The organism is Prevotella histicola, assembly GCF_055385135.1.
In genome coordinates, this window is the sequence record NZ_AP043794.1 from 657,604 (window position 1) to 681,996 (window position 24,393).

22 protein-coding genes, 1 tRNA gene, 1 other RNA gene and 1 pseudogene are annotated in these 24,393 nt (G+C 40.5%); 16 read left to right on the plus strand and 9 right to left on the minus strand.

Annotation, left to right across the window (positions count from 1 at the left end):
* Together ACZ48L_RS11390 and ACZ48L_RS11395 are read left to right on the plus strand one after the other, a co-directional pair.
* Positions 1-489 (plus strand): hypothetical protein, encoded by a 489-nt coding sequence (locus tag ACZ48L_RS11390; RefSeq protein WP_025792762.1) that lies wholly within the window; start codon positions 1-3, stop codon positions 487-489.
* A 60-nt stretch (positions 490-549) separates the two neighbouring features.
* Positions 550-1,107: a hypothetical protein gene (locus ACZ48L_RS11395; RefSeq protein WP_242401755.1), complete on the plus strand. Its 558-nt coding sequence runs from the start codon at positions 550-552 to the stop codon at positions 1,105-1,107.
* 420 nt (positions 1,108-1,527) lie between these two features.
* Here ACZ48L_RS11395 and ACZ48L_RS11400 read toward each other — a convergent pair whose 3' ends face one another.
* Both ACZ48L_RS11400 and ACZ48L_RS11405 read right to left on the minus strand, forming a co-directional pair.
* Complete coding sequence (locus tag ACZ48L_RS11400) at positions 1,528-1,914, minus strand: hypothetical protein (protein WP_025792761.1); 387 nt, start codon at positions 1,912-1,914, stop codon at positions 1,528-1,530.
* Between the two features lie 45 nt (positions 1,915-1,959).
* Complete coding sequence (locus ACZ48L_RS11405; RefSeq protein WP_025792760.1) at positions 1,960-2,265, minus strand: YtxH domain-containing protein; 306 nt, start codon at positions 2,263-2,265, stop codon at positions 1,960-1,962.
* Positions 2,266-2,657: 392 nt separating this feature from the next.
* Between ACZ48L_RS11405 and ACZ48L_RS11410 the strand changes: the two are divergent.
* A pseudogene (locus tag ACZ48L_RS11410) lies at positions 2,658-2,813 on the plus strand (master DNA invertase Mpi family serine-type recombinase); the annotation flags it as partial.
* 243 nt (positions 2,814-3,056) lie between these two features.
* On the opposite strand, the gene ACZ48L_RS11415 reads toward ACZ48L_RS11410, so the two are convergent.
* A complete protein-coding gene (locus ACZ48L_RS11415; RefSeq protein ID WP_025792759.1) occupies positions 3,057-4,058 on the minus strand; it encodes a ketopantoate reductase family protein in 1,002 nt (333 codons plus the stop codon).
* Between the two features lie 236 nt (positions 4,059-4,294).
* Here ACZ48L_RS11415 and ACZ48L_RS11420 point away from each other — a divergent pair, with 236 nt between their 5' ends.
* Both ACZ48L_RS11420 and ACZ48L_RS11425 read left to right on the plus strand, forming a co-directional pair.
* Positions 4,295-4,531, plus strand: a complete 237-nt coding sequence (locus ACZ48L_RS11420) for a hypothetical protein (RefSeq protein WP_464722055.1) — start codon at positions 4,295-4,297, stop codon at positions 4,529-4,531.
* A 363-nt stretch (positions 4,532-4,894) separates the two neighbouring features.
* Positions 4,895-5,377 (plus strand): DUF4135 domain-containing protein, encoded by a 483-nt coding sequence (locus tag ACZ48L_RS11425; RefSeq protein WP_025792757.1) that lies wholly within the window; start codon positions 4,895-4,897, stop codon positions 5,375-5,377.
* Between the two features lie 118 nt (positions 5,378-5,495).
* On the opposite strand, the gene ACZ48L_RS11430 is transcribed toward ACZ48L_RS11425, so the two are convergent.
* Entirely contained in the window at positions 5,496-6,326 is an 831-nt protein-coding gene (locus ACZ48L_RS11430) for an IS5 family transposase (protein ID WP_025792756.1), read from the minus strand.
* 132 nt (positions 6,327-6,458) lie between these two features.
* Between ACZ48L_RS11430 and ACZ48L_RS11435 the strand changes: the two genes are divergently transcribed.
* The 4 genes from ACZ48L_RS11435 to ACZ48L_RS11450 all read left to right on the plus strand — a co-directional run bounded on the left by ACZ48L_RS11435 (position 6,459) and on the right by ACZ48L_RS11450 (position 11,450).
* A complete protein-coding gene (locus ACZ48L_RS11435) occupies positions 6,459-8,051 on the plus strand; it encodes a Na+/H+ antiporter (protein WP_464722056.1) in 1,593 nt (530 codons plus the stop codon).
* Positions 8,052-8,326: 275 nt separating this feature from the next.
* A complete protein-coding gene (locus ACZ48L_RS11440) occupies positions 8,327-8,527 on the plus strand; it encodes a hypothetical protein (RefSeq protein WP_148295460.1) in 201 nt (66 codons plus the stop codon).
* Between the two features lie 139 nt (positions 8,528-8,666).
* Positions 8,667-10,727, plus strand: a complete 2,061-nt coding sequence (locus tag ACZ48L_RS11445) for a TonB-dependent receptor (protein ID WP_025792755.1) — start codon at positions 8,667-8,669, stop codon at positions 10,725-10,727.
* Positions 10,728-10,940: 213 nt separating this feature from the next.
* Positions 10,941-11,450 carry a hypothetical protein gene (locus ACZ48L_RS11450; protein WP_156098242.1) on the plus strand — a complete coding sequence of 170 codons (510 nt, stop codon included), beginning with the start codon at positions 10,941-10,943 and terminating at the stop codon, positions 11,448-11,450.
* 449 nt (positions 11,451-11,899) lie between these two features.
* Here the strand turns inward: ACZ48L_RS11450 and ACZ48L_RS11455 are convergent.
* Positions 11,900-11,973 (minus strand) — tRNA-Thr (locus ACZ48L_RS11455).
* A 4-nt stretch (positions 11,974-11,977) separates the two neighbouring features.
* Positions 11,978-12,073: signal recognition particle sRNA small type (gene ffs / locus ACZ48L_RS11460), an RNA gene on the minus strand.
* A gap of 157 nt (positions 12,074-12,230) precedes the next feature.
* Here ffs and ACZ48L_RS11465 point away from each other — a divergent pair.
* From ACZ48L_RS11465 to ACZ48L_RS11490, 6 genes are all read left to right on the plus strand, one after another.
* Positions 12,231-12,767 carry a DUF4199 domain-containing protein gene (locus ACZ48L_RS11465; protein WP_025792753.1) on the plus strand — a complete coding sequence of 179 codons (537 nt, stop codon included), beginning with the start codon at positions 12,231-12,233 and terminating at the stop codon, positions 12,765-12,767.
* Positions 12,768-12,820: 53 nt separating this feature from the next.
* On the plus strand, positions 12,821-13,771 hold the full coding sequence (locus tag ACZ48L_RS11470; protein WP_025792752.1) for a glycosyltransferase family 2 protein: 951 nt from the start codon (positions 12,821-12,823) through the stop codon (positions 13,769-13,771).
* A 122-nt stretch (positions 13,772-13,893) separates the two neighbouring features.
* Positions 13,894-14,451 (plus strand): DUF6452 family protein, encoded by a 558-nt coding sequence (locus ACZ48L_RS11475; protein WP_025792751.1) that lies wholly within the window; start codon positions 13,894-13,896, stop codon positions 14,449-14,451.
* Positions 14,408-15,094, plus strand: a complete 687-nt coding sequence (locus ACZ48L_RS11480; protein WP_025792750.1) for a DUF6048 family protein — start codon at positions 14,408-14,410, stop codon at positions 15,092-15,094. The genes ACZ48L_RS11475 and ACZ48L_RS11480 overlap by 44 nt, the downstream gene beginning before the upstream one ends.
* A 37-nt stretch (positions 15,095-15,131) precedes the next feature.
* Positions 15,132-16,151 carry an FAD:protein FMN transferase gene (locus tag ACZ48L_RS11485; RefSeq protein WP_025792748.1) on the plus strand — a complete coding sequence of 340 codons (1,020 nt, stop codon included), beginning with the start codon at positions 15,132-15,134 and terminating at the stop codon, positions 16,149-16,151.
* A gap of 332 nt (positions 16,152-16,483) precedes the next feature.
* Positions 16,484-17,146, plus strand: coding sequence for a Crp/Fnr family transcriptional regulator (locus ACZ48L_RS11490; RefSeq protein ID WP_025792746.1), 663 nt, complete (start codon positions 16,484-16,486; stop codon positions 17,144-17,146).
* A gap of 1,275 nt (positions 17,147-18,421) precedes the next feature.
* Here ACZ48L_RS11490 and ACZ48L_RS11495 read toward each other — a convergent pair.
* The gene (locus tag ACZ48L_RS11495) at positions 18,422-19,105 is read right to left on the minus strand and encodes a hypothetical protein (RefSeq protein ID WP_025792745.1); all 684 of its coding nucleotides are present in this window, start codon (positions 19,103-19,105) and stop codon (positions 18,422-18,424) included.
* Positions 19,102-20,370 (minus strand): AAA family ATPase, encoded by a 1,269-nt coding sequence (locus tag ACZ48L_RS11500; protein WP_025792743.1) that lies wholly within the window; start codon positions 20,368-20,370, stop codon positions 19,102-19,104. Before ACZ48L_RS11500 ends, ACZ48L_RS11495 begins: the two co-directional genes overlap by 4 nt.
* A gap of 867 nt (positions 20,371-21,237) precedes the next feature.
* Between ACZ48L_RS11500 and ACZ48L_RS11505 the strand changes: the two genes are divergently transcribed.
* Positions 21,238-22,656 (plus strand): PepSY-associated TM helix domain-containing protein, encoded by a 1,419-nt coding sequence (locus tag ACZ48L_RS11505; protein ID WP_025792742.1) that lies wholly within the window; start codon positions 21,238-21,240, stop codon positions 22,654-22,656.
* 642 nt (positions 22,657-23,298) lie between these two features.
* On the opposite strand, the gene ACZ48L_RS11510 is transcribed toward ACZ48L_RS11505, so the two are convergent.
* Complete coding sequence (locus tag ACZ48L_RS11510; RefSeq protein WP_008822905.1) at positions 23,299-23,721, minus strand: hypothetical protein; 423 nt, start codon at positions 23,719-23,721, stop codon at positions 23,299-23,301.
* Between the last annotated feature and the right edge of the window lie 672 nt (positions 23,722-24,393).

A 24,393-nucleotide genomic window follows, 5' to 3' on the forward strand; every position in this document is an offset into this window, starting at 1 on the left:
ATGAAAAATCTCAAATCACACCTTTTACAGTTTTCTATTGCTTGGGAGGCTATAGGAGTATGTATGCTGTTTTGTTTTATCTCATGTAACCAGCAAAATAAAGAGATATTTATAGGAGAAGTGAAGAATCAAATTGAGGTAGAATATTTTAGAGATTCTATTTTAATAAAATCCTTGGATAAAAATGGGAAAGAGGAAGAATTCGTCCGTAGAACCAAATTACCAAGGAGAGGTAACACATACCTTGATGAAGAACATCATGTAATCTTTTCTCTCAAGGATACTACCTATACTTATAGGAGTTCACCTTTAGACGAGGTGACTGTTTTTATTAAGAAAGAAAAACGAAATATGTTCTCTTCCACGAGAATGGAAACTGTTAAAATGTCTCTTAAGAAGTATGAACTTATCGAGGGTATATACTATACTTCAGATTTCCACATTAAATCATTTGTCGCAAATCAATATGTAACATATAACAATAAATAATACCTATGATGCCAACGGTAGTCCAACACTGGTAAGGAATGAATCAGCGAATAAGAAAGTATGTCTATAGATAATATTACGAAAACGTTTTTTGTTTCGGTTCTCTTTTTTGCACTTTCGGGTTGTACAATCAAAAAGGAACCATTTTCTCTATCTCTACAATATGTGCTTGACCAATTCTCTAAAGAGCATCCAGAGTATAATGTGATACAAATACAAGTGTCTAAAATTAATAATTATAACTTGTTATTTATGACAGGGTTAGGTGCTTATGACCCGGACATGATTGATGGTTATTATATCTATAATGGAAAGTTAATAACATATTTCCAGACGGATAGTTTAGATAGGACACATATAGTAGACACAAAAGTCTTAAAGAAATATAGTGGCAAGATAGATGGCTACAGAAATGTTTTCCAATCAAAAGGTATAACGGAGCCAATTCAACGAGCATTTCTTATCACTAATGAAAATAAAATCGTTAGAATTCCCAAAGGTTTCTCCTTATTATCTAAGGGAGGAAGATATGTTGATACAAATGTTATAAAGAATACGGGATTAAAGAAATTTCTTCATAGCTATATTGAAAACAATCCTTCAGTATTTTCTTCATAGCTATATTGAAAACAATCCTTCAGTATTATTTGAGCTTCGTTTTAAACAAGAGAAGGGTAGGCAGTATGTTATCTTCCGTCCAATGATTTTTTATGATTCTTCAAAACTTAATGGTTATTTCTTTTGGAATGGGCACTTGATAGTGCTGTATAATCTAAAACAATCAGGAGATTTATTGAACAAACAGAAGCTCTTGCATAGTCATAAGATACCCAATTATCGAAGTCTATTGATTGACGATTGGAACTTCCCTTATCCCATCAAGTTAGAAATAATAAATGATAAGGCGCTAAAAGAACTCTCATTAGACGAAGGATACTCCTTATGATCAGGTGATTGGGACTTGAATCTCCCAATCTAATAAATGTAAAGCCCCGAAATGTATAACATCTCGGGGCTTTACTCTTATCTCGTTCTGGACTATCTCTTTCCGTTAGCAGTCCATATTTTCCCGTCTTTAGTGTATAGAATATGCAATGAAGAAGCATCGATTCTAATTATTTTTAGACCTTCTTTCAAGTCGATATTCACTAAAGTGTGGTCACCTTCCTTTTTAAAAGTTACGCCTTTCAGGTCAGGGATACCGTCTGAAAACCTAAAATAATAACTGTCAGCAGCTTTAATGACGGTTATAGAACCATTTTCGGCACTTTTCTTTATTCCATTACCAGAATAAGTGATTCTTCCTTTGTATGTTCCTATAAATATTTCATTGTCTGTTGGGTCATCTGTCTTACTACAAGAGATTGAAGTAAGAGCTACTATGAATAAGCAAATCAAAGTAGCTAAACTGAAGATTCTTTTCATACTTATTTTCTTATTTTGATTTTAGTGATTCCTAATTACCTAATATTATTTCTTAGCTTTTTCTTTCAAATAAGCTAATTTCTTTTCTAATAGTTTGATAAGATCTTCTGGCTTATTGTCTGAATCTGATAAAAGCGAGTCTACCTTTTCTTCTAAAGAGCCTTTTAACTCCATTGATTTATCACGCATTTTTCTGGTAAGACTATCTAACTGATCTTTCAAACCATCAACTTTATCGCCTATAGAATTCTTTTTACATAAGGTTTTATCTTTGTCAAGTGCAAAAAGTATACCTATACTTGCAACTGTGCCAGCTGCTACTCCTAATACAATGCTTCCAAATTTTGACATAGCTTTTCTGTTTTAATTATGTTATAAAGTGTAAGACTTATGTTGCAAAAATATGTTTGTTATGATGACCTTTGTCACATAAGCCAACTAAACTCTGATATAAAGATACAACATAATGATGATAAGAACAAACCTTATACGAGAATTCCGATAGAATGATACAAAAAATAACATTCAACCTGTTTATCTTAGGATAATGTTTTGTATGTTAACTTTTTTTCTATCTGATAAATAGAGTCTACTAAAAGATAATATTTATCTGACAGTTATAAAATTTATAACAGTCAGCATTGGTATTAATAAGTGCTTGTATGAGGATAATTTATGTGTCAACGAGCATTTCAGATGCTGTTGAAAGTATAATACTCTTTGCTGCTGGGTACACCACTTAAAGTTCTTCTGATAAATATAAACTTTCTGGTAAAGAAGTACTTATATGTGAACTATTAAAGAATAGAACATCTTTACGCAAGATTGCTAAGCTTTCTCACGTAGATAGGAATACCCTTGCACGGTTTATTAGTCTCAAAGGATTGGTAAAATATTAATGAGCTATTTTACGGGCAGGGATATAAAGCGATATAACTATGAGGGGGCGGATCTATGGCTTATTGCCACATTCCCATCGCTTCATTATGACATCGAAAAATACCCATCTTTTAAGCAATATTTACTATCTTATGGCATTGAAAGACTGTAGCAAACTGGAATGGTCCACAATGTTAACGGTGTCAAAATCAAGGCTCGCAAAAAAACAATAATAAGTGGTTTGGAACACAAGATAGTATCAGTTATTGGGACGTTTTATCACCGTTTATCTTGTCACTTTTCTTTATGATTTCATCCATGTAAGAATAAAAAAGCGGTGCAGGAACGTGGGCGGTTGTGCCTGTTTGGTAGACACTGTTGCAGATGTAAAGCAGGTCGGCGGTGTCGCCATGTAGCTCCATGATTCTTCTTGTGAGTTGGTTTCGGGCAAACATACGTTTCATGAAACGGGCAGAAAGACAGGAAGGTAACTTGTAAAACCATAGTTCGTTGTAATATTTTGACAATGTAACACCCCGTGAAACGACTATCTTTGTAGTCTCTCGGATGACCTTTATGACGTTTCTGAGTAAGGAAACCGAGTTCATCAGACTGCGGGCAGCCTCCGAACTGTTGGTGATATCCCCGTGTTTTCCAGCCACACTAATGACTGCGGCATTCACTGCCATGTGTATCCATGTCCATTCCAGCATGTCATGTGGATGTTCTAATTTGATATTACAAGAAGTAAACAACTGGTAAATATTTTGATAATTGGTGATGTTTGTATGGTCTTCTCTCTCTAACATGAAATGATTGAACAGACAAGCCTCCAACTTCATCTCCTCCTCCGTGTCCCCTTTGCGGAGCGAACCACCTGCAACAGGGAATCCGAGGATGTAATGATATCCCGTCATCATCTCATGAAGCTGTTGTTTGTCGTACCATATATTACAACATAACAGTACCGTTCCCGTTATTCCTGCATGCTTTATCTCCTGCATAACATCAGCAATTTTCCCTTGTGTGATGCTGATGACGATCATGTCATACGCCCGTTTTGAGCATGTCAGTACCGTGTATTCACTTGTCGTCCCGATGCCTTTCGTCGTCTTTCGCCCATCGAGCAGAGAGACCGTGAGGCGTTTTATGTTCCTCTTTCTGCTCCCTTCCCTTATGTAATGTTCAACATTGTGTCCTGCCTGTTTGAAGACAAGTCCGTAAGTAGTGCCAATAACCCCCAATCCTACAACCAAAACATCCATGTTGTGATACGTTTTTATTTTACAAATCAATAGCTTTCATTCCCACATTCCTCCCCAATCTGTCCATATTTTGTGTATAAAACAGAGTCGGAACGTCGATACAAAGGTAATTGTTATGGGTAGAAAAGTAGCGTTCTTAAGCGTTAATTAATATTACTCCTTGCGTCAGAAACATCTATAACATCAGACTTTCAGAAGATTACCGACAGACGGAACACATCTAAAGCGAGTATGATATGAGAAAAAGTAAAAAAGGGATAGGAATGTTTGTTCAGATGATTTATTTGATGTACTTTAGCCAACAAAATGACATAAATATGGACTTTAAATCTCAAACACCCAATTCCGAATTCCTAACTGAGGACCAAGAAAAGCTTTTTTGGGCACAGCGTGCTATGGAAAAGTTCAAGGAATATGACAAGAAACGCACTGCCTATGTGCACCAATTGGAGCATGATATTAATCGTATATAATGGCGAGTATGTTTAATGACGAAAATAACACTTTTATAACCAGGTTGCTCTTATGTAACAACTCTCTTTCTTGTACACCTTCTGCAATGTATGAGGGATGTTTTTGTCCGTCATATTATGTATTAGTGGTCAAATTAATTTCACTCTTGCTAAAAGATGCTCAATGCCTAAATAAAGAGTGCATAAACGGTGTTACATATCAAATTGTAAGGTATGCTTATTCAAATTATGTGGACTCAGTTTACAAATACGAGTTAAAATTAGCTATAAACTACGATCTGGCAAAAGGGGATAATCAAAAAGGGAAGGAGCTTTTTTTTATAAACACTTTGTCACGAACTGATGAATGGATAAAATATTTTTTTGAGAAATATCCTAATCTTACCCATCCATCTGTTAGAAACCTACACTTACAGGATTATTAATTATGTTACTTCTTTCTCCCACAAATTTGAGGAAGAGAAGTCTCAATTAAATGATTTCTTTGAATTAGAAGAGTCAAATATAGAGAAGGTTAAAATGTTCTCTGGAGACATTCACTTTGGCAAATGTGTTATGGCGGTGGATTTTAATTGTGGGAAGAGACTTTATTATAAGCCGAGGAATGCAGACAACGAACATTTTTTAGTAGATTATATTCGTTTCTTATCTACTTTGGGGTTGAAGATTAAACTTAGAATCCCTAAGTTCAAGAATTACAAAGATCACTTTTGGCATATACACAAAACATATGGCTCAGAACTAAACTATCGATCTGACTTAACTACATATTATCATAATTGGGGTGTACTTTTATGCGTATTCTACTTTCTAAATTCGCAAGATATTATCCCTGATAACATTTAAATATGCCTATGACTTGATGCTTAAGCACAAAGAACTAATTTTAGATTTCTTTAATGCATATAACTTTAATGCAGAAACAAGTCGCGTATTACTACACCCAACGATTATATATACGAAGTCATCTAGACTTTTCCCTCTTTCTTATCTTTTTCAGAAAAATCAGTATAAATGCGATATAGTTCCATCCCTCCCAACTGGTTTGTGTGGTATCGAACCTGTTGAGTACGCTCCTGTATGAGTCCATCCACGCATTGGTCTTTTCAATGCTGTATCTCTCCTTGTAAAGCAGCTCATCAAATAACTCGTCATCTCTCCGCATCCCTCTCCGCTTATTGAAGGCGACGTTTGGGAACACCTCCTGCTGATGGCAACCTCGCCTGAATAGTGCAGAGTCAAAGCCAGCATCTGCATTGAGAAAGAGTCCCGATACGGACAAGCCTGAATCCTTAATCCCTGCGAACAAATCCTGAAGAACCAGGGAGATGTTGTGAAGGTTGTTGTGAGAACCCGAAACAGGTGTGGACATGGCAAGCGGTATGCCTTGCCGGTCTGTGACATAGATGGCATTGGTGGTCGTTCTTTTCTTGCATCCTTGGTATCCACAGCACTCCCCACCGCGAAGCGTGGTGGTGTGGCTGCCGTCCAAATCCACACTGGACATGTCCAAGAAAGACCTGTGACGGCTCAATATCATGCCCCAAACCTTTTTCCATTCGCCGTTCCTCGACCACTTGCGGAAATGGGCATACACACTCTTGTAGCTCAAAATCCTCCCCGTGAAGATGGCTGAAACGGGAAGCATGTGCCACTGACAGCCCGTTTTCAACTTGTAGAGAATGCACTGAATGACCTCCACCAGGTCACTTTTTGTAACATAACCGCGTTTTTCCACCGACAAATATGGCAAGATCTCAGATTTTATTGTATCTTTGTCCAGTACTTCGTACATGAGAGGAGTGTTTATCTTGGTTTTTACAGTACAAAGATAATAAACACCTCTCAATTTGTAGAGATTTTAAAAGTCTAGATGACTTCGACGTCAACTCATCAATTCATAAACTCTTAAACTCGTCAACTCAATATGATTGAACACCAACTTATCGTATCTATTCTGCTGATTGTAGCCATCTGTTTGCTGTTGATGGTTAGCCATCGCATCAAGGTGGCCTATCCCGTGATGCTTGTTTTGGGCGGCATAGCCCTGAGTTTCGTCCCCGGCATGCCCCGTTTGCGCATCCATCCCGATGTGATATTCCTCGTGTTTCTTCCTCCGATACTCTACGAGGCCGCAGCTGCCAACTCGTGGAAAGAGCTGTGGCACTGGCGGCGCATCATCGGTTCGTTCGCTTTTATCGTTGTGTTTATTACGGCTTTGGTTGTAGGGTATATTGCCAACACGTTCATTCCAGGGTTCTCTGTTGCCCTAGGTTTCTTGATTGGCGGCATCGTTTCGCCGCCCGATGCCGTGTCGGCTGCAGCCATCATGAAGTTTGTTAAAGTGCCGCGGCGCGTGTCGGCCATACTCGAAGGCGAGAGTTTGTTCAATGATGCCAGTTCGCTTATCATCGTAAAGTTTGCCCTTATCGCCATTGGTACGGGCCAATTTGTGTGGCATCAGGCCGCCGCCTCGTTCGTTTGGATGGTTATTGGCGGTGCAGGTGTGGGCGTGTTGCTGTCGTATGTGATTATCAAGCTGTACAAGTGGCTGCCGATGGACGAGAATATCGACACCATGTTCTCCATCATCAGCCCCTACTTGATGTACATCTGTGCCGAAACGGTTGAGGCTTCGGGCGTGTTGTCGGTGGTTAGCGGCGGCTTGTATTTCAGCTATCGCCGAATACTCATCATCGGTTTCTCGTCTAGACTGCGGGCCGAGAACGTGTGGAACTTCCTTATATTCTTGCTCAACGGGTTGGCTTTCCTTTTTATCGGACTAGACTTGCCCGAGATAATGGCTGGACTTAAAGCCGATGGCGTTAACCTTTGGACTGCAACAGCCTACGGACTGCTGATTACGGGCGCGCTGGTTATAATACGTATGGGTGCCGCGTTTAGCGCGGTGTTCGTCACGCGCTTTATGAGTAAGTTCATCACTGTGGCCGATTCGCGTTCGCAAGGAATGGCCGGCCCCTTGGTCTTAGGGTGGACGGGCATGCGCGGCGTGGTGTCGTTGGCGGCTGCTTTGGCCATTCCGCTCTACATTCCAGGCACACAGACGCCCTTTCCCGAACGCAGCATGATGCTGTATATCACCTTTGTGGTGATTACGCTCACACTTGTTTTTCAGGGTTTAACGCTCCCAGTGCTGCTTAAATGGGTGAAATTTCCCAACTACGACGACCATCTGCCGCCCGAAGAGACAGAACGCATCATACGAATTGGTATGGCACAGGCCAGTCTGGATTTCCTTCAACGCAACAATAAGTGTGCGGATGTTAAGCGTTCGGCCCTGTTGAACAGCCTGGTTACGCACTGGAACGAGCAGTTGGAGAGCGAAGGGTTGGCCACATTGTACGATGACGAGCTGCGCAAGAACTATCATAACATACTGAACGAACAGCGGTTGTGGCTGAACAAGTTGAATAACGAGAACGAAAGGGTGGACGAGGAGATTGTTCGACACTTCATTCACCGCATCGACTTGGAAGAAGAGTGCCTGCTGAAAGAGTGAGACCGCTTTGGGGCGTGCGTGGTTGCGTTACGGCTTGCGGTGGTGGGCTGTTTGATGTAAAAGACTTGCCGATGCCGTTGCGCGGGCAACGAAAGCGTGTGGGCAACGAAAGCGTTATTAGTAAAGGCCTTTCGGGTATTTCGCTCGCGCCAATCGTCTTCTTAACTATTTTTCACCAGTACCCCATTGCTTGCTATTGCCAAAGCGGGTAATAATCAAATCATCTATAATTATGAACATTTACGATTTCCTAAAAATCAAATGTATCAAGGGGAATGTCTGTCTTGAACGAGGAATCTATGATTCTTGTTATGGGCGGGAATGGGCATACCGTTTCGGTAGCAGCCTCATGTGGTTCAACAGGCAGCAGCAGTGATTGTGATGGTACAGCTGTGTGCAACTGCCAATGCCCCATTGTGCATCCTAAACCCAAGCCAGAAAAACCAATTAAGCCTGTAAATCCAGGAAAGCCCTAAAGCCTTCTATTTTATAGTGCTTATCTGTGTCTTTAAGATATAGGTTCGGTACTTTAATTTGAATTAGAAGGATATGGCATCTTTAGTATGCCATATCAATTAAATATTACCCATCAGAGATGGAATAGCAATATTATATATGAAATACTTATTTTCAGCAATAATTATCTTTATTTATAGTTTTTATTCCTCTGCTCAGAGTTTGGATACATTGCAGGCGAAAAGCTTACCAGAAGTAATCGTTAATGGTGCCAATCAGATAGAGACTCCAAGAAAAACCATTTTGCGTCCAACAGCATTGGAAAGGAAGCACGCTACTAATGGATTTGAACTGCTGGACGTGATGAACTCTCCCGAATTAGAAATTGATACCCACACATATAACATTACCACAAAAAGTGGCGGAAGTGTCGTGATATGTGTTAACGGAATGGAAGTGTCGAATGAAGAAGTTGCTATGCTCAGGGCAAAGAATGTGCAATCTATTGAGTATATTCGTACACCTGAAGGAAAATATGCAGGGAAAGCAGGTGTTCTAAATTTTATTACAATACAATACAAATATGGAGGAAATGTATATTTTTCAGCAGAGGAAGGATTTGCTTACAAACAAGGTAATTATCTCGGCTATATAGACTACACTCATAAAGGTTTGACACTTTCGCTTACAACCTCGTTTGACTGGAACCATGACCACAGCTATAGCGAGGGTGTGGATCAATATGTTTTCTCTGATGGTAATATGCTTGAAAGAAGCTATACCCCAATATCGTCATTCTGTAAGACCAACTATCAAGGAGGAAAGCTCAAACTTACATCTATTGGTAGCAACCATCGACTCAATATATATGCTTCTTTTGTCCGTCAAGCGGTACCGCAATCTGTTTCAATTAGCAATGTTGCATATAGTGGGGTGTTCATAGGCACTACCCTGAAGAATGTTACGATCCAGAGCAGAAATATCTCTCCTTCTGTTTATACAAACTATACACTGTGGCTTCCTAAAGAGCAGACGCTTGATTTTACAGGTTCTTTCTCTTATGGACATAATAGATATTCAAGTTTATATGACGAGACTGAACATTCTTTTATTTCTACAAAAAGTCATGAAAACAATTATGCAATTACAGGAAGAATTCAATACTTCAAATCATTAAGAAACAACTATACTTTAACAGCTGTCGCCTCTCACGAACATAATTATTATAAGGATACTTACAATGGCAACTTGGATGGCAATCAAACACTTATAACAGATGCCACTACGGGAATGCTTCAAGTTAGCAAAAATTCAGAAAAATATTACTTCTACCTATCTGCCGGAATTTCCAATACTGCAGTAAGTCTGAATACGAATCATTATGATTATTGCCATCCTATTGCTTTTTATGGAGGAAATTATACAATAAATAGTCATAATTCACTATCGTTGAATGGACTCTACACTCACACTCTCTTCGACCCTTCAAACAAAAATTCAATGGCAATAAGGAAATCTTTCTTTGAAGTGATAAAAGGAAATCCTCATCTTGGTACACTGCGTGTATTTAATAACACTTTATCTTATAACGGACAATTTGGGAAATCGAAAATATCTGTATCCTATAACAACTTCATATACTTCGATAATATTTGTCATGTGTATAGTGCTGATGAGCAGACTATATCCGATACGAAAGTTAATGAGGGTACCCTTTATGGAAATATGCTTACGGCATCCTACTCATATAATGTTTTTAACGATAAGTTGCGCCTGAACCTTACGGCTATAGAGGAATACAATACTCTTAAAGGCAAGCATTATGATATTTCAAAAAACACCCTGAGAGCTCGTTTGTCTGCCACTTACCTTATTGGTAATCTACTACTTAAAGCAACTTATAAGACTCCATATACTACTCTGTTTGTGAGTGAACCTTGTTTTACACATAGAAAGCCCGTGTATGAACTTTCTGTAAGTTGGAAGCATAAGGCTTTTTCTATTGAAGGGGTGATACGAAATCCTTTCAAACGTTACAATGTATCACACACTTCAATGAATTATGGCTGCTACAATCAAAATAACTGGAGTTATAGCGAAAGTAATGGAAGATGTATAAATCTAAAACTAACATACAATATTGGTTATGGTAAGAAAACAGAGAAAGGAGAAATAAATATTGATAAGTCTATCAACAATGCTCTTCTGAAAGCATATTAAAAATACCGAAATAAAATATATTTGCATATACAGGATTCTGACAATAGCTTTTGGTTTTATTAGATAGTTTTACATAGAAAGACTCTAATGAAGAATAATACAATATGGAGCAGCGCACCTAAAACGAACATAATATGAAAAAGTAAAAAACCGATTGAAATATTTGTTCAGATGATTTGTTTGATGTACTTTAGCCAATAAAATGACATAAATATGGACTTTAAATCTCAAACACCCAATTCCGAATTCCTAACTGAGGACCAAGAAAAGCTTTTTTGGGCACAGCGCGCTATGGAAAAGTTCAAGGAATATGACAAGAAACGCACTGCCTATGTGCACCAATTGGAGCATGATTATCAGGCACTAAGGAAGAGTTATGATGAATTGGAGAATGATATGTACGGTGATGTACACGACATGACAAAGGCAGAGCAGCGGAGGCGCAAGAAAATTCAGGCTTATGATAAGATCATGTCGGGCTACAGTGCGTTGCAGTTCATGCAAAAACGTTACATGGTTGACGGTGAATACACAGAAGAGTTTCAGGCTTTTATGCGTAATTACGATGCTGCTTCGATGAAAGAACGGATAAAAAGTCTCGTGGAAGAAAACAAGAAACTCAAGAGCGACAACAGAGAGTTGATTTGTAAACTGGTGCAATGTCGTGAACAAATAGCTCAGTTGGAGCTTGGCGAGCATAACCAAAAAGAAACAGAGGAATAAAGGAACGGACTGTTTGAAATACTTTTACGAAATCTGATTGCTGATGACTGACGAAAGCAGCTGAATCCTTCTTTTACGCACTCTGTAACGTGTTGATATCTAATCGGTTATAAAACGCCTTGTAAAAGGGCATCTTTTGCGTTGCAAAAGGGCGTCTTTTACACATCAAAAGGGCATCTTTTACCATGCAAAAGGTGCCCTTTTACGATGCAAAAGAGCACCGTTTGTTTTGCAAGAGTGAATTAATTTTACAGTTAGAGATGGTTTCATGCCGTGTGGGAAAGGATAACGTACCTTTCCTTTTCCGCTTCCTTATGCCTTTCGTGGTTATCAACCGTTGGTTTAGATGCGATGTCTAAACCCTTATAAGTCAGTTTTATACATAAAAATGAGAGAAGGTACACCTCACGATGCACCTTCTCTCCGTTCTTAGTCATTCTATTATTTTGAGCCTCTTGTCGGATTCGAACCAACGACCCCGAGATTACAAATCACGTGCTCTGGCCAACTGAGCTAAAGAGGCGGGTGGACAAGCGACTCCTATCGCACCGCTACAACCTTCTACCCTTGCTCCGTTCCCGTCCTGGGGGATTCGAAAGGAGCTGGTCGTAGGAGACTTGTCCATGTTTACTTTACGCACTATTGCAAAAGCGAGTGCAAAGATACATAATTTATTTAATAATGGCAAATGTGCCAGTATCTTTTCTTGTTTTTAACAAAAAAACGTAATTTAGACGGTCTTATACCTTATTTATAATAATAAATCTGTAATTTTGTATCATGATTTATGAGGAATATAAACAACTCTCGGCATACGCTCGCTATGATGGCTTTTACCTTTCCATCCTTTGGGTAGCGAGTTTTGCTTGCACACTGGGTGCTTCATTGTTGCCGATATTAGGACATTTCAGTACTTTACTACTGTTTTCCAGCCCCTTTTTTGTGGCTTATCGGCTCAGACTCTTTCGTGATGAGGGTCGTAATGGCATCATAAGCTATGGGCGAGGACTGTTTTATTGCTTGCGTGTTTTCTTCAATGCGTCGGTTCTTTTTAGCCTTTTGCAGTGGCTTTACATGAATTATTTAGACAACGGGCGCATCTATCGGATGATGACAACACTCTTCTCATCGCAGGAAGGACGGCAAGCACTTACCGATTTTGGACTGTCTTACGATCAGTTTCAGTCCACTCTGCCCGATATTCTTCAGCCCACTTTCTTTGCATCCGTGAGCTTTATCTATTCAATCATCATCGGTGTCTTCTGCAGTTTGATTATTGCAGCCGTGATGACCAGGACCGTTAAGCGAGTAGGATAGGGCAGAAAAGAACGAAATAAACAAGAAAAAACGACATACCTATTTATCAAGCGATGGATATATCAGTGATCATACCCCTCTATAACGAGGAAGAAAGTTTACCAGAATTACATGCATGGATACGTCGTGTGATGCAAGCTAACGGCTTCACATACGAGATAATATTCATCAACGATGGCTCAACCGACAACAGTTGGCGCATCATTGAGGAGCTTCGGAGCAAGGACGAGAACGTTCATGGCATAAAGTTCCGTCGTAATTATGGCAAGAGTCCTGCCCTATACTGTGGCTTTAAGGCAGCCCAAGGTGACGTTGTCATCACGATGGATGCCGACCTTCAGGATTCACCCGACGAGATTCCAGAGCTTTATCGGATGATAACCGAGGAGCATTACGACCTTGTCAGTGGTTACAAACAGAAGCGTTACGACCCTTTGACGAAGACCATTCCGACGAAACTCTTCAATGCTACGGCACGTAAGATCAGTGGTGTGCATAATCTTCACGACTTCAATTGTGGGTTAAAAGCCTATCGGAGTGATGTTGTAAAGAACATTGAGGTGTACGGAGAGATGCATCGTTACATCCCTTACCTTGCCAAAGAGGCTGGATTCGGTCGTATCGGTGAGAAAGTTGTGCACCATCAGGCACGCAAATATGGCAAGTCAAAGTTCGGAATCAACCGTTTCTTTAATGGTTATCTCGACCTTCTGACGCTTTGGTTCCTCACTAATTTTGGTAAGAAACCAATGCATGTCTTCGGTCTGATGGGTAGTTTCGTGTTCTTCATTGGCTTTATTGCGCTGATATGGCTCATCGTTGAGAAGGTCATTATGCTCGTCAGTGGCGTTTATGGCGACCTCCTTTCCAATCATGCTTCCTTCTTTATAGCCCTTGCTGCCATATTGTTGGGAACGCAACTCTTCCTTGCCGGCTTCATTGGCGACCTCATCAGTAGGAGCAATCCACGCAGGAATGATTATCAGATAGAGAAGGAGTTCTAATCTTTCTTACGACTCTTCTGGCATGAAGGGTTGTGAAGTGCATGGAGTGGGGTGGTGATGTCATCATAGATAGTTGATGAAGAACGACTTACGCCTCACTATTATTAAACAACGAATAAAACATGAATCAACAGTTTATCAAACAGATAACAGGGACGAATAAGGACGGAGAATCACGTGTTTTCACGATGCTTAGAGGTAGTAGAGTACAGCTTCTGTTGCTCTTCGCAGTGCTCCTTTCTCCCTTCTTTTTCACATCTTGTTCGGACATAGACTGTCCTGTTACCAACGGCGTGTCAGCCAAATACGTGCTGAAAGGCGACAGTCTGCATGACACGCTTACCATATCCGCCATCCGTGATGGGCTGACTGATACCGTTTTGGTCAATCGGTTGGTTGGAAGTAAGTCTTTCCAGCTACCTATGAGTTATGCTGGTGCAAGCGATAAGTTGCGTTTTGTCTTTACAGACACACTGGGTCATACCACTGTTGACACGTTAACCATTGCGAAAACCAGTGTCAGTCACTTTGAAAGTGTTGACTGTCAGCCTGTTTTCTTCCATACCATAACAGGTGCAACAACGACAGGACGGATCGTAAACAGGATAGAAATCAACAATCCAAATGTAGATTATGATGGATCGAAAGAGAATTTCCACCTATATATTAGTCGTCATTAGCAGTCTTCTGCTGCTTCCTTCGGTAGCTTCAGCACAGCGTCGGAAGCCCGTTGCGACGGTGAATGAAGACAGCATTGCCTTCTTTCGGGGTATTGCAGTAGGTACAGATGTGGTTGGACCTGCCATGCGTTTGCTTGCCAATTACGGTCAATATGAAGCAATGGTACGTGTAAACATCAAGGATCGGTACTATCCCATCGTTGAAATAGGTGTCGGACAGGCTGATAAAACCGATGAAACGACAGGTGTAAGGTTCAAGACCAGTGCTCCTTATGCCCGTGTGGGTGTCGATTTCAATGTCTTGAAGAACAAACATGACATCTATCGGCTCCTTGTAGGAGGCCGTTTGGGCTACACATCTTTTAAATATGACGTGACAAGTCCCGGTACTTTCGATCCCGTTTGGCATGTTCAGGTACCTTACGAAGCCAATGGCGTCAGCAATAATCAGCTGTGGGTTGAAGCCGTTGGAGGGGTTGATGCCAAGATATGGGGTCCGTTGCGCATGGGATGGAGTGTCCGTTACAAGACGCGTTTGTATCAGAAAGCCGGTGCAAATGGCGAGGCATGGTATGTTCCCGGCTATGGTCGGGGTGGTACGTCACGCCTTGGTGCTACGTTCAATGTCCTGCTTGAATTCTGATTCAGTCCCTTTTTTTAATTCTAAAGAAACAAACATTATGATTAAAAAGAAACTATATTGGCAGATTCCATTCCTTATTATTCTTATCGTTGGCTCGATATGGATTGTACGTTGTCAGCGTTCCATGCCTTATCAGCACAATACGGGAATGATTTTCGGAACGGTTTATCATATTACTTACCAATATAATGAAGACTTACAGCCAGCTATTGAAGCTGAATTGCAGAAGGTGAACATGACATTCTCCACCTTTGAGAAGAACTCACTCATCTCACAGATCAACCAAAACAAGCCTGTTAAGGTCAACGACATGTTTGCTGATGTCTTCAATCTCGCTGAAAAAGTGTCGAAAGAGACCAATGGTGCCTTTGATATTACCGTTGCTCCAATGGTTAATCTGTGGGGATTCGGGTTTAAAACAGGGCAACATCCATCAAAGAAAGAGATTGATAAACTACGTAGAATTGTTGGTTATCAGAAGGTTAAGCTTGTTGGTAACACCATTAAGAAGACTGATCCACGTATCATGCTCGACTGTTCTGCCATTGCTAAGGGCTACGGTTCAGATGTTGTTGCACGTTTCCTGAAGCGCAATGGTATTCATAATTTCATGATAGAGATAGGCGGTGAGATTGTAACGATGGGCAATAGTGAGCAGCGTTTGCCATGGAAGATTGGTGTTACGAAGCCTACTGACGATAAGTTGAACAACAATCAGGAGCTTGAAACCGTGCTGAATGTTACGGATAAGGCGATGGCGACAAGTGGCAATTACCGTAACTTCTATTATAAAGGTGGGAAGAAATATGCACATACCATTGATCCTAAGACGGGTTATCCAGTACAACATTCATTGCTTTCAGCCACTGTCTTGGCAAAGAACTGTGCTACGGCAGATGCCTATGCCACCTCTTTTATGGTGATGGGGATTGACAAAGCGCGTGCACTTCTTGAGAAACATCCAGAGCTGATGGCGTATTTCATCTATTCAGATGCAAAGGGTAAGCTGAAGGTATGGTATAGTGAAGGTCTTAAACCACAGGCACCAGGTGTCTGATGGTTAAGCATTGAGGATCAGAAATGGGGATTTGAAGATTGCAATCAGGGCTTTGGTGGTTACTATCAGCCCTTCCTTCTCTTCAAATCTTCATTCTTTCACTCCTCATTTCATCCTTTCTTCATCTTCTATCTTTGCACGATGAAGTGTTGAGAGATGTGTTTTCAGGTAGATGAGGTAAAGAGTTGTAGCTTATAAAGCATATGTCTTGAGTTCTGAATATCGGACATTGCGCCTTAATTTTCATTGTTTTCACCCTTTCATTTTTTTAATTTTAAACTGTTGATTTGCCCCTTCAACGGTTCTAAATCCTCTAAAGAGAGCCTCCGTTTATGCTCCAAATATATAATAAACTCCTTGAGTTACCCCTGTTTATCGGCATCAGTAATACCGAACTGGCAGACATTGTAGGGAACACGAAGTTCGGGTTTCATAAGCTGTCAGAGGGTAAAATACTCGTAAAGGAAGATGAAAAATGCGAACAACTCTACTTTCTTGTAAGCGGTTCGCTGCGTGTTTTGAGTCGTGCTGACAATCATCGGTATAGTATTGAGGAGCAACTGAAAGCGCCAGCTGTCATACAACCGGAACATTTCTTCGGTCTTATTCAGCATCACACCAAGACTTTCTCGGCTGCAACAGCCTGCAGTCTGCTCTCTTTGGATAAGACAGAGGTACTCCGATTGATGGATGAATCGTTTATATTTCGGCTTAATTTCCTCAATACTGTTTCTATGCAAGCCCAGAAAGGTAGCCATTATCCATGGCGACAGCAACCTACGGACATTCGCGATCAGTTCATTTCTTTTCTTCGTCTCCGCTGTATGACACAAGCCGGACCGAAGGTTTTACGCATCAAGATGGAGGATCTTGGACATGAACTGCACCAAAGTCGGATTAATGTCTCCCACATGTTGAACGCTATGGAAGCTGAATCTCAGCTTACCATATCACGTGGTATCATCACAATTCCTCTGTTAGAGAACCTCAGATAATCTGTTTTTCTTTCTTAAGGCTTATGCTATAGGGTTTCACTCTGATATTTGTTCACCTTGGAAAGGGGCTATTTGAGAGTTTCTTCATCTGTAGAACCACTGGTAACACCCAACTGTTCTCCTTCTCTTTTCCCCTCCTTACCTTACCTTTTTCCTCTTTTCCCTTTTTGTTTTGACAAAAAGAAACCTGCCCCTTTGTCTGCAGGAAACCCTCGTATAATGCTATAATACCGCAGGATCTCCTCTGAGAAAGAGGCAGGAGAAACGAAAATTAAAACTCGAGAGACGCTTCTCCCATCCGTAGCTGCATCACGCAGCCTATGTTATTAAAGTTACTCATCATAATAATGGGTCGTTGGTAAAGCTCTCAAGAATACTTTTCTGTGTTGTATTCTCCACTTCACCCTGACCTTAACTACCGTATCTCTGTACTCATCCATGCAACATTGTTGTGCATGAAGATTGAGGTATATGGTTTGTTAGTCCATTTGTTTCAGAACCTCCGTTTGTCAACAAGAAGCTTTCCCTTTCTACAGAGATTACCGAAATGGCAGGCTTTCGGTAGCATTCTTTTATCATTTGCTTCACGGTTATTATAAGTTAATATTATATTATTTTCCGCAAAGATAATCAAAATAAAGATAATACATCGCTAAAAAGCAAAAAAATCACAAGAAAAGATAATATTTTGCCGAATAAGATGGTGTGTATGTTTTCCTTTTTTAGTTAATTTTCGCCTGTACTCGTCTTGCTATCGCCTGTTGGAGGCTACTTTTTGGGGCAATCATCATCCGTTCAGAACCTTCTTTGTTGTATATGTTTACTTGGTTAACAAGCGTGAGAAGGGTCTTCTTCAAGTATTTCTTTTGTTATTATTCAGGTCTTTTCTTTGTGTTATAGCGTGTGGAAAGACTGTTTTTCTTTGGTTCTTTTGTTCTGAAAGGCTATTTATTTCTTGTATAACCTACTACTTATCCAACTCTCATATACAGTCTGTTATACAAGAATAGTTTTATTTTTTGTTTCCTGTCACTTTTAACATTTCGCGTAAGTGTCACGTTATTAGTATCTTAGAAAGCCGTTTGGAGTGACAGAAATGACAGGAAATTCAGAAATGAAACATGGCAGTTCCTTCTCCATTCTGCAGGAGAAGAAGGCGCAAAGGACTGCCAAGCAACGTCCCTTTAGTATGTTTTGATAGTGTAATTGTCCTTGATAAGTTCAAGTAAATGGATGGGAGGGGAGTCCAGAACATGCCCTTCCGTCTTGATAACGTTATAATGACGCGATGAGGTTATCTATATTTACAGAGCAAGAAGTGTTCCCTTCAGGTACTTCTACATGCTTGATAATCATATCATTAGGTTGGTATTGTTCTGCAATGTGAGCATCAGACATAGAGAAATCGGAGCCATTTACCTTGGTACTCTTTCTTTTTTTAAGTTCCGCTTTACATCTATATATAGCCTTAGGATAAGGGCTTATCATTTTCCTCTTGTTGGTTTTAAAGGAATCATTATCGTCAATCTTTATCTCAACCCGCATAGGATAACTGATAATTATCCCCAATTCCTGATAATTTTCTAAGCCAAAATCCTTTATAGAGCTAAGTAATAACTTGGTTCTTACGACTGAACTACTAATCTGCCAGATGGCTTTTTCATCAAAATTAGACTTCATTTCAGAATAGACGATATAGTCCTTATCTCCCACTTGTAGTAAGAAGATACCATCACAGTCGCACTGATAGCTGCAGTTTTGGAACTCACTGTTAAAAGAGCCCTTACATTTCTTTAGCAAATGGTTCTCTATTTCTATTATTTTTCCATCATGTTCATAAGTAGCTTGCTCAAGCTTATTGGGTTCTGTCTGGTGCTCAGATTTGGTTACTTTACCGTCATGTTCTTTAAAAAAGCAGGCTTGTAAAAGGCAATTGCGTAGGACAGAGAAGTCTATCATTGGTCAGAAGCATTAAGGGAGTACAACATTTCATCAATCTGTTCATCCTGTTTACGCATCTTTTCTACCGTTTCATAGAAGGTCTTCATTGGTATTCCACCTTCTTCCACAGGCAGTTCTTCTATCACAACCTTACCTGTCTCGTCATCTCTATGGAAGAAATATGCCTTCACATTGTCGCCATCAAGGAACGTTTTTTCTGATAAACCATTTGCGGTGCAATACTCTTTAAAGGTTGCTTCATCCTTCTTACGGATATTACCTAACTTGATAAGCTGGTTCAATCTATCCATAAAATAATCGCTATGTGTCGTGATATGGAACAAGAAACCATTGTTGATGCATTCCGCAATAAGGTCTGCCACCTGAATCTGCATGGATGGATGCAGATGTGCTTCAGGTTCTTCCAGACATATTGCTGCGTTTGCGCCAGGGTGATTCTTTAATAGAAACAAAAGCGGACTAATCTCCTTTATAGAGGAGGCTGCGGCAGACATGTTTACGTGTTCGCCTCCATCAAGTACCAGAAATTCCTTACCTTCTTCCGTAACAACATCCCCATCAGTTATCTTCTTAATCTGGTTAAGATAAGGAGATTGCTCTTCTGTAGACCATATTGAAGTGCAATAGTCGTTATCAAATAAGAACCTGCCATACATTCCCTCTGGATTTATAGAGCTGGTAAGGGAATAATTGGCATTAATCAAAGCTCCGTTTGCAGGTGGAAAGATTAAAGTAGCGACATAAAAGTTTTCAAGTAATCTGTGGGAAAGTGCCGTCAGACTATATCCCCCTACTGTCAGCGCAGTATTTCTAATGATATTTCTGTTTGCTTCTTTACCATTAATTGAGATGTTTAGAGTATTACCTAATCTCTTTTCTGTCTCCTCTTCTGTTGCTGCTACCTCTTGATATGTGACATGAAGGGGCTCACCAAACTCTGGAAAGAGGAATTCAACGTCACACTCTATGGTCGGATCTCCTAATAATGCGCGCATAAATGCTGCTACATTATCATGAAGATATGTTGAAAGTAAATCACTTGAAAGCGTAAAAGAGCCTGAGGATTCCTTACCTATCAAAGACTCAATTAGTTTTGTGCGCTCTTTTAAATCCAATAAGTTTGTGAAAAGATAATAAACGAGATAATTTGCGTAACTCTTTCCCAGCTTTGACATACCCGTAAACACCATGAATGGTGCTACCTGGAATGATACTTCCTGTAAAGGTCCGAACTTATGAATGTCTATAATTATCTTTTTCATATGATTCAATATTGGTAAAATGGGTTCTATATCACGGACTTGGCGGAGTGATTAGAAACCATATATTATGGCACAAAGATACGAAAAATAATGTATTAAGGGAAAAGTATATGAGAAATTATTGGTTAGAAGACAGTTGAAAGGGAAGGACAGCCCTTCCGTTGTAGGGTCTTGTGGAGCAGAGGAATAGATAAAAAGGAGAGCGCATCATCCCTCCTTGTTGTAAAGTAATTTCCCAATTGCTTTTTAATAGATGGTCTTTTGCATTGCAAAAGATGCCCTTTTACGAGGTAAAAGGTGCCCTTTTGAGGTGTAAAAGACGCCCTTTTGCAATGTAAAAGGGCACCTTTTAGAAGGGTGTCTGTAACCATTTGTATCTCTGATAGTTACAAAGCCAAAAATAAGAGGAAATCTGTTGTTTTTCGATTTGGCGTGGATAAAAAGTGTAAAGATTTTGTTAAGTAGATAATTAGATGGGTTGGTACGTGGGAAAGTAGGTGAGTTCATGGGTTGACAGGTGTAGGGGTTGGATGCTATAGATACGGTTTTATTGCTTGACAGGTATACGGATGGGCTGTTATAGATACGGTTTCATGGGCAGGGAAGTGTAGGGGTTGGGTGCTAAAAGTATAGGTCTCGGGCGTTGAACATTGCGCTTTGAGGCTAAGTTTTTATTCTTTTATTCCGTCATTTTTTTAGTCTTAAACGGCTGGTTTGCTTGCTTTTAACTCCTTCAACTGTTATGATGTCATCGTAAGAATGCGCCTGTTCCCGGCGTCTAAATAAACAGACGATGTGCGGAATGTGATTTTTTATTTGTAAGTTTGTAGGTGAAAATAACACTTATAAGGAAGAATATAACTTTATATGAAACGCAGAACGTGGCGCAAATATCATAAATGGACGGGACTTATCATCAGTTTCTTCTTGGTAATGTTTTGTCTTTCGGGAATCGTTTTGAACCATCGTCGGTGCTTTGCTGACATCAATGTGAGCAGAGCAGTGCTACCTGGTCGGTATGATTTCAAGCATTGGAACAACGGATTGTTGCGTGGAACACTGCGTTGTAAGGATGATAAGGGGCACGACATGGTGCTCATCTATGGTGCTGCAGGCGTTATTCGGACAGATACAGCAGCGTCAATCTTCATTGATTATAACCAGGGATTGCCTTCAGGTGCTGATTATCGGCAGATGAGAGGAGTGGTACGGACGAAGAACGGACAGGTCTTTGCTGCAAGTGTCATGGGGCTTTACCAACTCAAACCCCACCATGGCTGGCAGTCGGTGGCACTTCCTGAGATGGATTCGGATGATCTGTTGAGCGACATTACCACACGGGGTGACACGCTGGTGGTGCTCTCGCGTTCCTATCTTTACTATGCTACGGCACCTTACCGACAGTTCCATAGGGTAGAGATACAGCCTGCTGTGGGTGATGATGGTAAGGTTTCACTCTTCCGACAGGTGTGGTTGCTGCATAGCGGTGGACTTTTCGGAACCGTGGGGAAGCTGATAGTCGACCTCATAGCACTCATTCTCATTGCTCTTTGTGTGACGGGTGTGTGGTTCTGGGTGCGTCCGAAGCATATGAACGTTCTGAATTGGCATAATAAGATTGGTGTGTTTACCATCGTATTGACGCTCTTCACGGCGATAACAGGGTGGGCTTTGCGCCCTCCAGTGATGATCCCACTGACCATGAACAACACCCATCCGCTGCCTGGAACTGTCTTGGCAAGCGATAACGCATGGTATGATTGTCTGCGGATGATACGTTATGACGAGCAGAATCACGACTGGTTACTGTCTACATCAAAGGGCTTTTGCTCCTTATCCTCGCTGACATCAAAGCCACAACCCATCACCATTGCACCGCCCGTCAGCGTGATGGGGCAGACGGTATGGCAACATGACGAGAGTGGAATGTGGCTTGTAGGCTCTTTCGATGGGCTTTTCCGGTGGAACAGACAGGCTGGACAGATTGAGCCTTACAATAATATGATGGTTGCAAGGGCTACTATTCCGGGGACAGCTGCCGCCGGTCAGATGGTAGTAGGCTATAGTTCCGACTTCACAGGTGAGGAATGTGTGGCTGATTATTACGATGGTACGTTCTTCTCTGCCCAACCTGAAGAGTTGAGAACCATGCCAATGTCACTGTGGAGTCTTGCCTTAGAAGTGCATACGGGTCGTATCTATGCTGGTGCTATAGGCTCTTTCCTCTTTATCTTTGCTGCCGGATTGTTCGTAATCATCGCACTGTGGTCGGGTAAGAAGAGCTAAAAGGCTTCTTACCTTATATATAAGAGGCGTGAAAAAGAGGTATAACAGGGATAAAGAAGATATAAAATACGAGTAAAAAAGTCCGAGGAATAAAAAAGCTCAAGCCCATGGATTAAGGTTGGAAAAGGAAGTAATGGCGCAATGAATATTAAGGTTTAAAGGACAAAGGGCAATGTGTGAAGCTTAAAATTCAATATTCTTCTGCCTTTCTTTGCTGCAAATTTATGATTATTTCCCTAATGAAACAAATAAATGAGTGGGTTTCTTGGGGTTTGTACCTTGACCTTTGAGGTTGGGAAAGATACTAAGGGGTATAAAAAAAAGAAACGGCTGAGCAATTGCCCTTCCGTTATCTCCGAATAATTACCGTCTCCCGACGTCAATCTTTCTACAATCTTTACCTAAAATATAACTAAAAACCTAAATCTATTACTAACCTAAACAAATCTCTTATCGAATAATCCTGAGCAATCTTTAATACCCTTTGAAGGTGTAATACCTTATTGTGTGTATTTGATTCTCTTGAATTGCATTGCAAAGGTACGGATAACTTAACATCTAAACAAGAGAAACATTAAATAATATGTTAGGTTTAAAGTTTTTTTGATTTAGGTCAAATATATTTCAGATTCATTACATTTCTCACCACAAACGGCGTCTTCTGCCTCTGCGAATCTCAAGTCGCATGGGGTCGGATATCTCTGCCTGTGTGATGAGGTTGCAGTAACGGTGGGTCAATGGGCTTGACTTGACGTTCTTGCGCGACCTCACTTCCGAGACGACACACGACGGATTGCAGGGTTCATTGACGTGAAGCACCCTGCAGATGTGGTGAACAATGGATTTGAAACACATCGGATTGCCATTCATTTCCAGTATCTGACCGCTCTCCCATACGATGTGAGCCAGTTCAATAAGGTCGCGTTGTGTTCCTGTCCAGTATAATTCTTCCTCCTCGCTGCGGTTAAGTAGTTCGCGGAAGTTGTCGATAATAATAGATTTGAGTTTATGCTCATCGTCTTTTGTCCACTCTTCGGACGCTCTCAAAACAATGTTTTTCTTCATTTTCATAGGACTCTTCTACGTTAATTGCTTTTCTTTTTATGATAATGTGTACATCATGCTGCCTTCACTCAGTTGTCAGATTGGGGCCAGTAGGAGAAGTTACGGGCGACAGCAGGGGTGATATGCTGAAGAGCTTGCTGGGGAAATGCTACTTCAAATATCGCTGCAAATATACAAAACAGTTGTGCACAGGAAGTTCAATCATAAAAAATATTTTATTAAATAAACGTAAATCCAAGTCTGCTTTACGTGTTTTGGGCTTGTACTAACGTATCGAAGCTGTGTCCACCGGCTCTTATTCTGATCAGTAAGGGTGGTGGAGGAGGTGGTGATAGGGCGGATAATGCCTGCCATGAAACAATCTTACGAAAAACAAAGGACTATTGATGCTAAAACGAATGATAATGGAGAAAAACCGTCTTTGTAACTTATCGTATATCAATGGATTACAAAACGCGAAGGAGATGGGGAAGTTTTATTGTAAAACAAATTCACGATTGGAAAACAGAAGACGCCCTTTCGCATGGTAAAAGACGCCCTTTTACACATCAAAAGATGCCCTTTTACCATGCAAAAGAGCATCTTTTACAACGCAAAAGGGCATCTTTTACAACCCTCTTCATAACCTCTTGTATTCCAAAAGGTTACAAACCCGAAAATAACACATAATCA